The sequence below is a fragment of the Sphingobium sp. MP9-4 genome (assembly GCF_005281675.1).
Classification (GTDB): Bacteria; Pseudomonadota; Alphaproteobacteria; order Sphingomonadales; family Sphingomonadaceae; genus Sphingobium; species Sphingobium yanoikuyae.
The window spans coordinates 1-11,761 of sequence record NZ_LUFI01000093.1 but is presented as its reverse complement, the minus strand read 5'-3'; the positions used below and the strand labels follow the sequence as shown (position 1 = coordinate 11,761).

Sequence of the window (11,761 nt, the reverse complement as noted above, 5' to 3'; positions counted from 1 at the left end):
TCGCGCTTTAACGCCTGCCGCACGACACGCAAGGCATGGCGCGCGTCAGATCAGGCTATCCATGACTTCGGACGGCAGGCCAGCGCGGATCGTGATGCCGCCATCCCCCTTTCGGGCGACCAGTTGCGGTTCGCTCAGGCTGTTGTCGAACACCCAGGCCCGATCTGCCTGGTCGAAGAACCAGCGCAGTTGCGCAAAGGATCTTATGCGCCGCGCCGCCACCTTGTCGGCCGGCACATCATGCCCGCCCTTCGCCACGCGATAGGCGATCCGCTCCAGTTGGCGCTCCACCGAATCCAGATAGACATAGATCAGCCGTATCTCGAAGCCGCGCGCCCGCGCCTTCTCCACCAACCGCCGATATTTGGGACTGGATAGCACGGTCTCCACGCCGATGGTCTGATGCACGTCGATCGACGCATCAAGCCAGGCCTCGATCCTCTGCACAGCCGCCAGATTGGCGGCGTCCTGCCCCAATCCTTCGCTTTCCCGCAACCGGGCGGTCAGGAGATCGGGATTGATGATCCAGACCGAACCATCAAATTCGGCCACGTCGCTGCGGCCATAGGCCGAGCTTTTGCCGCAGCCATTGGGCCCCGCGACGATCCAAAGGCGCGGCCGCGCATGCCCCTTGCCGATCAAATCTTGTCCCTGATCGCCTTATTCTCTTCCCGCGCCTTGCGAACGCTGGCGCGGAAGGAGGCGAGGAATTCGGCCTCGAACTGCGGGCTGTCGGCATCGACCACCCGCAGCTTCACGACCTTGCCGTCCTTGTGGACGGTCCGGTATCTGGGCTTGCCCGGCTTGCCGAGGTCGATGGGACCATCGACGATATCGACCTTCATCTTTGCCATGGGGTCAATATAGCAGGCCGGGCCAGACCCTTAAAGGCTCATTTCCCCTTGGCCGCGCCGGTCCACTGGTCCAGCCAGCCCAGCGCCTCGTCATACCATTGCAGCGAATTCTTGGGCTTCAGCACCCAGTGATTCTCGTCAGGGAAGACGACCAGGCGCGACGGGATCTCGCGCCGCTGCAACGCGGTGAAGGCGGCCAGCCCCTGGGTATAGGGAATGCGGAAATCCTTCTCGCCGGTCACGACCAGCATCGGCGTCTTCCACTGGGCGACATGATTGACCGGGTTCCATTTCTCGAACTCCTCCGGCTTCTCATAATAGGGGCCGCCATGCTCCCATTCGTCGAACCACAGTTCCTCGGTCTCATAAGCCATGGCGCGGGCGTCGAACACGCCGTCATGCTGGACGATGCACTTGAAGCCGTCGGCCCACTGTCCCTCGATCCAGTTCATCATATAGCCGCCATAGCTGGCGCCAAGCGCACAGGCATTGCCCGCATCGACATTGACGTCCTTCGCCGCAGCCGCCGCCAGGCCCAGCTTCAGATCCTCCAGCGGCTTGCCACCCCAATCCTGGTTGATCGCATCGGTGAAGGCCTGGCCATAGCCGGTTGAGCCATGGAAATCGACGATCACCGCAGCATAGCCATGGGCGGCGAACGCCTTGGGGTTCCAGCGATAGGACCAGCTGTCGTTGAAGCTGCCCTGCGGCCCGCCATGGACCAGGAAGGCGACCGGCAGCTTGCCCTTGGCAGCCATGGGCTTGACGATCTGTCCCCACACCGTGTCGCCATTGGCGCCCTTGAAACTGAAGCGCTGGACCGAGACATCGTCCACCCCGGCCAGCTTCTGCGCGTTGACATTCGTCAGGCGCACCGGCTTTCCTTTCGCCGGCATCTTCCAGAAATCGGCCGGCGACTGGATGCTGTCGAGCGCATAGACGAAACCGCCATCGGGCAGCGGCACGACGCTACCGGCATGGCCCTTTTCGGTGAGGCGCGTCACCTTGCCCGATGCGGCGTCCACCCGGAACACCGGATTGTCGAGCACGTCATTGGCGGTGACCAGCAGCCCCTTGCCATGCGTTTCCCAGGCGATCGACCCGATCGAACGATCCCAGCCCTCGGTCAGCGCGCGCGTCTCGCCAGTAGCGATGTTGCGCAGCATCAGGACCAGCCGATCAGCCTCATAACCCGGCCACTTCATCGCGGCATAGGCCAGCCATTTGCCGTCGGGCGACACTAGCGGCATCGTGTCGGTCGCGTCATTGGCGTCGGTCAGGTTGACCGGCTTGGCGCTGCCGTCGGCCGGCACGCTGAAAATGTCGAGGTTGGTCGACAGCGGTTCGATCCGCCCGGCCTCGCGCAGGGTGAAGAACAGCGTCTTGCCATCCGCGCTCCAGGCCAGTTCCTCGGCCCCGCCAAAGGGCTTGGACGGGCTGTCGCCGACCAGGCCGCCCATCACCGACACCGCCTTGCCGCCCGCGACCGGCATGACGGAAATCTGCGAACGCTGGCCGTCGCTCCACGTATCCCAGTGGCGCACGAACAGCTGGTCATAGACCCGGCCGCTGCCCGCGCTTGGCGGGGTCGGCGCCTTCACATCGTCGATCGTGCGCGCACCGACCGGCCGGTCGGCCCACAGCGCCACCTTGTCACCCTGGGGGTTCAGCAGGAAACCGGAAATGCCGCCGGGCGCCTTGCTGATCTGCACCGGCTGACCGCCTGCGATCGGCGCGCGCCACAGCTGATCGTCGCCGCTGGCGTTGGATACATAATAAAGCGCGCTGCCGTCAGCCGAAAAGACCGGCGATGCCTCATTCTTGTCGGGCACCGACGCGATCAGCCGGGGCGCCTGCCCCGCCTTGTCGATTGCCAGCAGATAGAGGTCGGTGCGGCCGCGATTATTGGCGAGATCCGTGCTGCGCAGTTGATAGGCCATCCACTTGCCGTCCGGCGACACGGTCGGCGACGACACCCGGTCCAGCGACACCATGTCATTGGGCGTGAAAGGACGGGCAGCCGCCGGCGCCACCAGCACAGACGACAGCATCGGCGACAGGGCCAGTGCGCCAAGGCCGGCAAGCAGGATATGTTTCATGGAAAAATCACCCTCGGATCGAAAACACGGCGTGCCGGCGCATGCAATGCACGGCCGGGCGCGTCGATGAGATGATCCGTGGTCTAGGCGCGCCTTACGCCCCCGGCAAGAGGCCGGCGCGCGATCGCCGGCCTGTCGGCCTCAGCGGCCGGTGATGCGGGAGATTTCCTTGGCGACCATGTCCTCGACCAGCGCGGGCAGTCGCGCGTCGAGCCATTCCTTAAGCATCGGCCGCAGCATCGAGCGGACCAGAGCTTCAAGCGTATTGTCCTCGCCCTCGCGCGGGCTGACCAGCATGGTGGACAGGGCCGAAAGCGAATGACGCGCGGCCACTTCGCTTTCCACCGACAGGATCGAGTCGCCGTCCGATTCGGACGGGGCCACGGCCTTCACGGCGCGGGTCGACTTGGGCGCGGGCATCACTTCCTCCACCGGAATCTCGTCGGTCAGTTCCAGCACTTCCTCGACCTCGGCCGACATCACCGCATGGGACGCGGCGCTCAGGTCGATCGGGGTCTTCTGGCGGCGCTGCGGCGCGGCCTGAACGGCGTCCTCGCCCTCTTCGGCGATGATCCGCTTGATGGACGAGAGTATCTCTTCCATCGAGGGTTCCTTGGTCATGTCACCCATGGATAATTCCCGTCCAAATTTCATTCCGCACCTATTCCGCCAAGATTACCTGTTCAGGTTAACAAGCGGTTAAGGCTGCGCGGCATCGACTTTGGCGTTTTGAGCCGGCGTGTCAACGGTACGTGTCGAAACCGCCTGGGGCTTGCCGTCATAGTCCCAGTCGAACCACTTGCCCTCGACCCGGTCATAATTGACCATCGGGTCATAGAGGGTGCCGCTTTCCAGGCCCAGATCGTCGGCCTCGGCATGGCCCATGGCCGCCAGCAGGGTGAAGCCGGCGACATAGGCATTGCGGCGCGCGGTCACCAGTTCGACCTTGGCGTTGAGCGATTCCTGCTCGGCATTGAGGATGTCGAGGATGGTGCGGCTGCCGACCGAATTTTCCGCCCGCACACCTTCCAGCGACAGTTCGGCGGCATCGACCGCCTTCTGGCTCGACTGGATCGTGCGCAGCGACGCCTGCAACGCGGCATAGGCGGCGCGCGCCTGCGAGATCACGCCGCGCTCGACCTCGATCTGCCGCTCGATCGCCTGCGACTCGAGCGCCTGGTTCTGGCGCACCTGTGCGGCCGGGCGACCGCCCTGGTAGAAGGGAATGGTCAGGGTCGCACCGACGGCCGCCTGCTTGTTGGCCGCAATGTCCTTGTCCATATAGTCGGTATAGCTGCCCTGGCTGAAACCGCTCAGGGTCGGCAGCGTGGCGCCCTTGGCCGCCTTCACGTCATAACGCGCCGCCTCACGCGACTTCTGCGCAGCCAGGATATCGGGATTATCGGCCAGCGCGACGCGCACGGCGCTGTCGGGATCGGCCGGCAGGCCCGGCAGAGCGGGCGGCGATTCCAGATCGACCGGCGCCTCGCCGACCATCGCGATATAATTTTCGCGGCTGGTGATCAGGTTGGATTCGGCGCGCTGCAGGTCGGAGCGGGCCAGTTCCAGACGCGATTCGGACTGGGCGACGTCGGTGCGAGTGACATCGCCGACCTCGAACCGGTCGTTGGTCGCCTGGAGATTGACCTCCAGCACCTTCACATTCGCGGCATTGAGCGACACCAGCGCGATATCGCGGATCACATCCATATAGGCGGCGACCGTCTGCGAGAACACGCTCGCCTCGGTCCCGCGCAGATTCGCCTGGCCCGATTCGACGCGCGTTTCCGCCGCCTTCACGCTGTTGCGCACAGTGCCGCCGGAATAGATGGGCACATCGATGCTGCCGCTGGCGCTGGCGGACCGATGCGGCGCCAGGAAGCTGTTCGACGGGCGGATGACCAGTTCCTGGAACTGGAGTTGCGAATTGGCCGTGGGCCGCCCCGCTGCCTTCTGGATCGGGACATTCTCGTCCGTCGCCCGCTGACCGGCGCGTGCGGCGGTCAGGGTCGGGTTGGTGCGATAGGCCTTGGCCAGCGCGCCCTGCAGGGTTTCGGCATGCGCCACCCCTGCCATGGAGGAGGATAGCAACAGCAAGGCTGTAGCGGCTTGGCGCCGAAGGGTCATACGCTTTGCTGTCATCTATCCTGTCTCAAAAAACGAACTGCTCCGGCGCGGCGAAACCGGGAAGCACGACCATTTCCATGTCGGTAAGGCTGGCGAGACCCAGCACGCCCGCCACCGCGCGGCCGCTGCACAGGCGAGCGACACCGCGTTCGACGACGCCCGTCACCACCCGTCCCCCATCGACTAGCTGCTGGACGAGCGCAGCGGGGACTTCCTCCACCGCGCCGTCAATGAAAAGAACATCATAGGGCGCACCGGCCGATGCGCCGGCGGCCAGCGGGCCACGCACCACGGTCACGCCGGGCACCGCGATCTCCGCGCCACCCTCGACCTCGACTGCCGTCACCTGCGCACCCAGCTCGGCGAGCAGCGCCGCGCTGTAGCCGGTCGCGGCGCCGATCAGCAGCACCTTCTCGCCGGCCTGGACATCGGCTTCCTTGAGCAGACGGCCAGTGACCAGCGGCGGGTTCAGCGCACGGTCGCCGTCCAGCGGGATCGGGCGATCGACATAGGTCATGGCCCGGCGCTCGGCGGGGACATAGTCCTCGCGCGGCACCTTCGCCATCACAGCGATCACGCGCTGATCGTCCACGGCGCTGGTGCGCAGCTGGCTCTCGACCATGGCGGTCCGCATCGAAGAAAAGTTCTGCTCGGTCACGATAGTTCCTCGCTTGGCACAACTGTATTGGCAATGCAATACACTTAGGGGATTACCGGACCTCTAAATCAGCATTTCCCCCGCGCCAAGCGGCTTTCCACGATGGAGAGCGAGATTCTTGGGATTGTTCGCCTTCCCGCGCTTGACTTTGCGATCAAAGGCGGACATTTGCCGCCTCCACCGCACGGAAGGCCCGATGGCGGAGTGGTGACGCAGAGGACTGCAAATCCTTGCACGCCGGTTCGATTCCGGCTCGGGCCTCCATTTTCCAGACAGATGCAATTCCTGCCGATTCCAAGGCAGCAGCCCTGTTCAGGCTGTGTTGCGACGCATCGCCTGCCGCCAACGCCAATAGCCCAGTACCGCCAACCCGATCATCGCGGCATAGAGGCCGGCGGTCAGCCACAATCCCTTGAACATGAACATGCCGACATAGAAAATGTCGACCGCGATCCACAGCAGCCAGCTCGCCGCATGGCGCCGCGCCGTCCAATATTGGGCGACCAGGCTGAAACTGCTCAGCGCCGAGTCCATCCAGGGCAGCGCCGCATCGGTATAATGATGGGTGAACCAGCCGATCGCGCCGGCACAGATCGCGCCTAGCGCCAGTCCCTTGGCGGCCCGCATCGGCGGCAGCGGCACCACCCGCACCTCGCCCTCGTCGCGCTTGCCCCGCGCCCAGCCGATCCAGCCATAGATGATGGCGATGCCGAACAACGCCTGCAGCACCATGTCGGCATAGAGGCGCACGTCCAGGAACAGCTTGGCATACAGGGCGCAGGCCATCAGGTTGACTGGCCAGCACAGCAGATGCCGCCGCGCCGTCAGCCAGATGCCGAGGAAGCTGATGATGACGGCAATGATCTCCAGCATCGACATCAGCCCGCCACTCCCTCGCGAAGTTGCGCCAGAAAGCCCTGCCCCGCCCCCGACAGGAACCAGTCGGCATGGCCGACCAGATAAGCCTGCCAGGCCAGCATCGCGCCTTCGCGATCGGCCAATATGCCGAAGAAATAGTCGATCTCGGTCAGGGCGAATTCGATATGGACCAGCGGCAGCAGGCGCAGCAGCGTATCGATCTCGGCAGGCGCCAGCGGCAGGACACTGCGATAGCCCGCCAGCAAGGCCAGCGCCCCCTCCACATCCGCCGACTCGGCCAGCCGGCCCTGATCCAGCGTCAGCCAGGGAATCGCCGTCCGCTCGATCGCGGTGGCCAGATCATGCAGTGCGCTGCTGCGGGTCGACAGGCCGAAATCGAAGATGCTGCTGACCGCCCCTTCCGCCGACCAGAGCAGGTTGGAGGGGTGCCAGTCATTATGGGTCCAGAGCGCAGGCTGCTCCGCCAGCCGCGGCGCCAGCCCCTCCCCCAGCGCCGCGAACAGCCGCGCCAGTTCCGACCGCCAGGGCATATCCGCCAGGAAGGCCGCCACCGCCGGTCGCGCCGCGACATAGGCGTCCGCTGCGACCAGCGGATCGACGGCAGGCAATATGGTGAAGCTCGACACCAGCGGATGCGGCCCGCGTGCCGGCGCGGCGAAGCCGGCCGCCGCCCGATGCAGTTGCGCCAGCGCGACGCCGGCCGCAAAGGCATGATCGGGCGACAGGAAGGGCGTCCAGGACTGGCGATCGCGATAAAGATCGATACCCGGCGCCTGGCGATGCAGCTCATAGCTCCATTCGCCCAGGGCAATCGCGCCGGCGCCATCGGCGGCGCGCAGCACATCGGGCACCGCCAGCCCGGCACCGCGCAGATGCGCCATATAGCCATGCTCCTCGGCCAGCGCCGCCGGCATCCGCAAGCGCTGGTGATGCCGCTTCAGGAACAGCGGGCCACGATCCGTCTCGACCAGCGCCGCCGCCGAAAATGGGCGCGGCGAATGCCAGGCCAGCGCCGCCAGCCGGCCTGCGTCAGGGAAGTGGGCCAGCACCGCCGCGGCCTCATCCGCCGTGATCGCCGGCCAGGCCGGCGCCTCCAGCGCCAGCCCCATGCCATGGACCAGATGCGGAGCGGCGGCGCTCATCGTCAGAAGGCGCGCGACAGCGTCGCCACCACGGCGCGCCCGCTGCCGACATAATAGGTCGGCGCCGAACCGGCGATCAGCGTGCCGTTACGCCCGACCGTGTCCTGCGCATTGGTGCTGATCGAATAGACGCCCGACAGGACGCGCGGATTGGTGACGTTGATCGCGTTGATGCGCAGGTCCATCACCTGCGCGTCGATCAGCCCGGCCAGATGCACGCCGACCGACAGGTCCAGCGTGGCATAGCCCTTGATGCTCTCGTCATTCATGAAGGTCGCATATTGGCGGCCGACATATTTGAGCGCGCTGCTGCCGAACAGCCGGCCATCATCATAGGTGCTGCCCAGCGCGAACTGGAAGCTGGGGGCCGATACCGCCCGCTTGCCCCTGGTCGGCAGATAATCGCCGTTGATCGCCAGATCGTCGTTCAGCCGCGTGTGCAGATATTCGGCCGAGGCATAGATGCTCATCCCCTTGGCCGGGCGATAGTCGATCTCGCCGTCCAGGCCATAGCTGTTCTGGCTGCCGGCATTGATGGTCGAATTGACCAGCGCGCCGCCGCTGTCGATCACCGTCGCCACCTGGCGGTTGCGGAAATGATAATGGAAACCGGTCAGCGAAAAGGACAGGCTGGGGCCGATATAGCGATAGCCCAGTTCCTGCGAGATCGAATATTCATTCTTCAGGCCGTTGGTGCCCTGGCTCACCAGTTCGCCGCCATAATAGCTGTTGTAGAGCGCGAACTCGTTGGGCGTGCGGAAATTGGTGGTGATGTTGGCGAACAGCTGCTGCCGGTCGTCCAGCTGATAATGGATCGCCGCCCGCGGCAGCGCGGCAAAGCTGTCGATCCGCACCGTCGACTGCGGGCCCGGCAGATAATTGCGGCCGTTGCGCAGCAGGTTGACGCCCTTGAAGCCGATGTCGATGCCCAGCTTGGGCGTCACCGCAATGCTGTCGGACAGGAAGAAGCCCTTGGTGACCGTCTTGGTGCGCTGATTCTCATAGGCGAGCAGCCGCCCGTCGGCGGTGCGGATCGCCTTGTCCTGATAGCCCCACTGGTCGACCGGCCGACCATCGGCATCGATCGACGTATAGGATTGCGTCACCCGGTCGGTGCCATAGTCGAACCACAGGCCAGCCACGATCCGATGCGCGCCGGCCTGCAGCGTCAGCTTGCTGACGTCGCCGACGCGGAACTGCTTGCCGGTCCAGTTGCCCAGCACCGTTGCGACGCCATCGACCGCACCGGGCAGGTCGATCGGCTGGGTCAGTTCCTCGGTGCCCAGATAATTGCCGGTGGTGGCGAGCTGCGTGCCATAGGGCGAATTGCCATGCCCCATCTGCAGATAGGCGCTGCTGTCGAAGCTCAGCGTGTCACTCAGCTTCAGGTGGACGGGCGCCGCGACATAGAAATTGCGGAACGGCGCGCGATAGAGGCGCCAGTAGTTGGTGTTCCCCTCGCTATAGGTCTCGTCGAAATTATAGCCGCGGCCAGAGGCTTCCCAGTCCGTCTTGCTGGGGCTGGGATAGGTCGATGTCTTGGCGTCGTTGAAGGAAAAGGCGATGCTCGCCCGGTTGCCCTCGCCCCATTCGTTCAGCAGCTTCGCGTCGATATGCTGGCGCTGATCATGGCCCGCCCCGCGCCAGTTGTCGGCACGGTTGTTGGAATAGGAAATGAAGGCCTTCAGCCCGGTCGATCCGATCCGTCCCGTGTCGATCCGCGCAAAGACGCGCCGCTCGTCATAGGAACCGACCGACAGGTTGACGAGGCCGCCCGCCTCCGCCCTGGGATCATCCAGCGTCAGCGACAACAGGCCGCCGGCCGCCGCGACCACCGGCGAGTCAATATCTGCCGCGCCCTGTGCCAGCATCACCTGCCGCACATTCTCCGCATCGGCGAATTGGGAGGGATAGGCATAATAATAGCCGATGTCGTTCTGCGGCGCGCCTTCCATCAATACGCCGATCTGGTCCTGGCCCAGGCCGCGCAGCGTCAGGCTGGACGATGCCGACAGGCCATAGGGGTCGCTGGACGACACATTGGCGCCGGGCAGCAGGTTGACCAGCTGGAAGGCGTTGAGCGTCGGCGCCTGCTTGATGATGAAGTCGGTGGAGATCGCGCTGACCGCCTTGGGCGCGCTCTGATCGGGCAGCAAGCCTTCGGGGTCTGGATGGCCGACGACCTGGATATTGGTCGACTGGTCCAGTTCATCCTCCGCCATCGCGGGCGATGCGATCATCAACAGGGCCAGCGTCAGGCAGGCGCTTCCAACATGGGGCAATCGGGCAGTCTTCATTTCACGTCCACTCCACAGGAGGGACGACGGACCTGCCGCCTTGCCCTCCCTACGCCGGTATCAGCCGGATCAGGTTCAGCGGGTCGTGGTCTGCTGACCACCTCTCAGCCGCGCATGAGCGGCCCCCCGGGGATGCCCGCCCCTTAGGCGGTTCGACGCGAAGTGGAAAGCCCTCTCTATCGGCTCTCGACTTATCGAAGCCCGCCCGGCTAAGACATGGCCATGATGAAGCTGTTCATTGGCAACAAGGCCTATTCGAGCTGGTCGCTGCGCGGCTGGCTGGCGTGCAAGCTCTCCGGCCTTCCGTTCGAGGAAGTGGTGGTCCCTCTCTATGACGAGGAATGGGAAAAGCGTCGCGAGGGCGATGAGTTCGCCCCCTCCTCCGGCAAGGTGCCGATCCTGTGGGATGGCGACGACATCGTCGTGTGGGACAGCCTGGCCATCGTCGAATATCTCAATGAAAAGACCGGGGGCGACCAGTTCTGGCCGACCGATCCGGGTGCCCGCGCCATGGCCCGCTCGATGGCGGCCGAAATGCACAGCAGCTTCGCCGCGCTCCGCCGCGAGCACAGCATGAACATCCGCCAGATCTATGACCCGGTCCCGCCGTCGGAGGCCGTTGCTCACGACATCAGCCGGATCATGCAGCTCTGGGCCCAGGCCCGCGCCCGCTATGGTGGTGAGGGCGACTTCCTGTTCGGCGAGTTCGGCGCCGTAGACCTGATGTTCGCGCCCGTCGTGACCCGCTTCATCACCTATCAGCTGCCCGTCGCCCGCTTTGCCGAAGCCTATATGCGCGCGATCATCGCCCATCCCTGGATGCAGGAATGGATCGGCGAGGCGCAGGCGGAGGAATGGGTGATCGACAAGTTCGAAGTCCCGCCACAGACGGCCTGACCCGATGAGCGACAGCCCCGAGGCCAAGCAGGAGACCCGCAAGGAGGAAGCCGCCCGCATCCGCCGGCGCTGGATTACGCTGGGCGAATTGCTGGCGGTGGCGGCGGTGCTGATCTCCGCCCTCACCCTCTATCTCAACTGGGCCGACAAGAAGGACGAACGCGCCAGCAAGGCCGCCGAAAGCAGCAAGGCATCCGCCCGCGCCGCCCGGCTGGTGCTCAACGCCGCAGCCGATGGCGACAGCCGCCTGACGCTCAAGCCCGCCGATCCCGATCAGCTGGTGCAGAGCCAGACCATCCATTTCCCCAAGGCGCTCGGCATCGCCCCGGTCGACACGACCGGCGAACCGCGGATCGAGGCCGGCTGGTTCGAGGATGCGCTGAAAAAGGCGCGCAATGCCGCCAAGCTGCCCGACGACAGCATCGGCGACGAGAAACTGCCGGTGACCATCGTCACCCAGTTCGTCGTCAATGGCGACACCCACAGCGATTCCGCCGTCTACGACATCGGCTATGGCATCGCCGGCAAATGGCTGTCCGGCCACAAACTGACCCTGCGCGGCCTCTCCCTGGTCAGTCACGCCCAGGGCGCCAGCGCCCAGGCCAAGATCGACACCCGCTGGGCCCGTCAGACGAAACGCTAGAGCCGCACGGCCACGTTCAGGCAGGCCGCAAGCGACCAGAAGCGGACGTTTCCTACTCCCCTCCCTTCCAGGGAGGGGCCGGGGGTGGGTGCGCCGCGTAGCGGCGGTCTACGGTCGATAGGGCAGAAGCTCGCTACGCTCGCAACCCACCCCAACCCCTCCCTG

11 protein-coding genes, 1 tRNA gene and 1 riboswitch are annotated in these 11,761 nt (G+C 65.1%); of the genes, 3 read left to right on the top strand and 9 right to left on the bottom strand.

Annotation, left to right across the window (positions count from 1 at the left end):
* Positions 1-45 precede the first annotated feature (45 nt).
* The 6 genes from A0U87_RS24210 to A0U87_RS24185 all read right to left on the bottom strand — a co-directional run bounded on the left by A0U87_RS24210 (position 46) and on the right by A0U87_RS24185 (position 5,738).
* Positions 46-642 (bottom strand): zeta toxin family protein, encoded by a 597-nt coding sequence (locus tag A0U87_RS24210; RefSeq protein ID WP_048938580.1) that lies wholly within the window; start codon positions 640-642, stop codon positions 46-48.
* Complete coding sequence (locus A0U87_RS24205; RefSeq protein WP_048938579.1) at positions 639-854, bottom strand: hypothetical protein; 216 nt, start codon at positions 852-854, stop codon at positions 639-641. The genes A0U87_RS24210 and A0U87_RS24205 overlap by 4 nt, the downstream gene beginning before the upstream one ends.
* Positions 855-892: 38 nt before the next feature.
* Positions 893-2,953, bottom strand: coding sequence for a S9 family peptidase (locus A0U87_RS24200; protein WP_048938578.1), 2,061 nt, complete (start codon positions 2,951-2,953; stop codon positions 893-895).
* 141 nt (positions 2,954-3,094) lie between these two features.
* The gene (locus A0U87_RS24195) at positions 3,095-3,583 is read right to left on the bottom strand and encodes a DUF2497 domain-containing protein (protein ID WP_004210714.1); all 489 of its coding nucleotides are present in this window, start codon (positions 3,581-3,583) and stop codon (positions 3,095-3,097) included.
* A 69-nt stretch (positions 3,584-3,652) separates the two neighbouring features.
* Positions 3,653-5,080 carry a TolC family outer membrane protein gene (locus tag A0U87_RS24190; RefSeq protein WP_234415646.1) on the bottom strand — a complete coding sequence of 476 codons (1,428 nt, stop codon included), beginning with the start codon at positions 5,078-5,080 and terminating at the stop codon, positions 3,653-3,655.
* 25 nt (positions 5,081-5,105) lie between these two features.
* Positions 5,106-5,738 carry a protein-L-isoaspartate O-methyltransferase gene (locus A0U87_RS24185; RefSeq protein ID WP_004210712.1) on the bottom strand — a complete coding sequence of 211 codons (633 nt, stop codon included), beginning with the start codon at positions 5,736-5,738 and terminating at the stop codon, positions 5,106-5,108.
* 190 nt (positions 5,739-5,928) lie between these two features.
* Between A0U87_RS24185 and A0U87_RS24180 the strand changes: the two genes are divergently transcribed.
* Positions 5,929-6,002: transfer RNA gene (locus A0U87_RS24180), tRNA-Cys, on the top strand.
* Between the two features lie 48 nt (positions 6,003-6,050).
* Here A0U87_RS24180 and pnuC read toward each other — a convergent pair.
* Genes pnuC through A0U87_RS24165 form a run of 3 tightly spaced genes read right to left on the bottom strand, consistent with a single transcriptional unit; the run spans position 6,051 to position 10,056 of the window.
* Positions 6,051-6,617 (bottom strand): nicotinamide riboside transporter PnuC, encoded by a 567-nt coding sequence (gene pnuC / locus A0U87_RS24175; protein WP_048938576.1) that lies wholly within the window; start codon positions 6,615-6,617, stop codon positions 6,051-6,053.
* Positions 6,617-7,759, bottom strand: a complete 1,143-nt coding sequence (locus tag A0U87_RS24170; protein ID WP_048938575.1) for a phosphotransferase — start codon at positions 7,757-7,759, stop codon at positions 6,617-6,619. Before A0U87_RS24170 ends, pnuC begins: the two co-directional genes overlap by 1 nt.
* Positions 7,760-7,761: 2 nt before the next feature.
* Positions 7,762-10,056: a TonB-dependent receptor gene (locus tag A0U87_RS24165; RefSeq protein WP_048938574.1), complete on the bottom strand. Its 2,295-nt coding sequence runs from the start codon at positions 10,054-10,056 to the stop codon at positions 7,762-7,764.
* 29 nt (positions 10,057-10,085) lie between these two features.
* Positions 10,086-10,195: riboswitch (TPP riboswitch) on the bottom strand.
* 83 nt (positions 10,196-10,278) lie between these two features.
* Between A0U87_RS24165 and A0U87_RS24160 the strand changes: the two genes are divergently transcribed.
* Together A0U87_RS24160 and A0U87_RS24155 are read left to right on the top strand one after the other, a co-directional pair.
* Positions 10,279-10,953: a glutathione S-transferase family protein gene (locus A0U87_RS24160; RefSeq protein WP_026109031.1), complete on the top strand. Its 675-nt coding sequence runs from the start codon at positions 10,279-10,281 to the stop codon at positions 10,951-10,953.
* Positions 10,954-10,957: 4 nt separating this feature from the next.
* Complete coding sequence (locus A0U87_RS24155) at positions 10,958-11,596, top strand: hypothetical protein (RefSeq protein WP_048938573.1); 639 nt, start codon at positions 10,958-10,960, stop codon at positions 11,594-11,596.
* The last annotated feature ends 165 nt before the right edge of the window (positions 11,597-11,761 follow it).

What these genes read in the sequence shown, in the direction of transcription:
- A0U87_RS24205 (WP_048938579.1), bottom strand. Translation starts at nt 854, where the DNA reads ATGGCAAAGATGAAGGTCGATATCGTCGATGGTCCCATCGACCTCGGC.
- A0U87_RS24200 (WP_048938578.1), bottom strand. Translation starts at nt 2,953, where the DNA reads ATGAAACATATCCTGCTTGCCGGCCTTGGCGCACTGGCCCTGTCGCCG.
- A0U87_RS24195 (WP_004210714.1), bottom strand. Translation starts at nt 3,583, where the DNA reads ATGGGTGACATGACCAAGGAACCCTCGATGGAAGAGATACTCTCGTCC.
- A0U87_RS24190 (WP_234415646.1), bottom strand. Translation starts at nt 5,080, where the DNA reads ATGACCCTTCGGCGCCAAGCCGCTACAGCCTTGCTGTTGCTATCCTCC.
- pnuC (WP_048938576.1), bottom strand. Translation starts at nt 6,617, where the DNA reads ATGTCGATGCTGGAGATCATTGCCGTCATCATCAGCTTCCTCGGCATC.
- A0U87_RS24170 (WP_048938575.1), bottom strand. Translation starts at nt 7,759, where the DNA reads ATGAGCGCCGCCGCTCCGCATCTGGTCCATGGCATGGGGCTGGCGCTG.
- A0U87_RS24165 (WP_048938574.1), bottom strand. Translation starts at nt 10,056, where the DNA reads ATGAAGACTGCCCGATTGCCCCATGTTGGAAGCGCCTGCCTGACGCTG.
- A0U87_RS24160 (WP_026109031.1), top strand. Translation starts at nt 10,279, where the DNA reads ATGATGAAGCTGTTCATTGGCAACAAGGCCTATTCGAGCTGGTCGCTG.
- A0U87_RS24155 (WP_048938573.1), top strand. Translation starts at nt 10,958, where the DNA reads ATGAGCGACAGCCCCGAGGCCAAGCAGGAGACCCGCAAGGAGGAAGCC.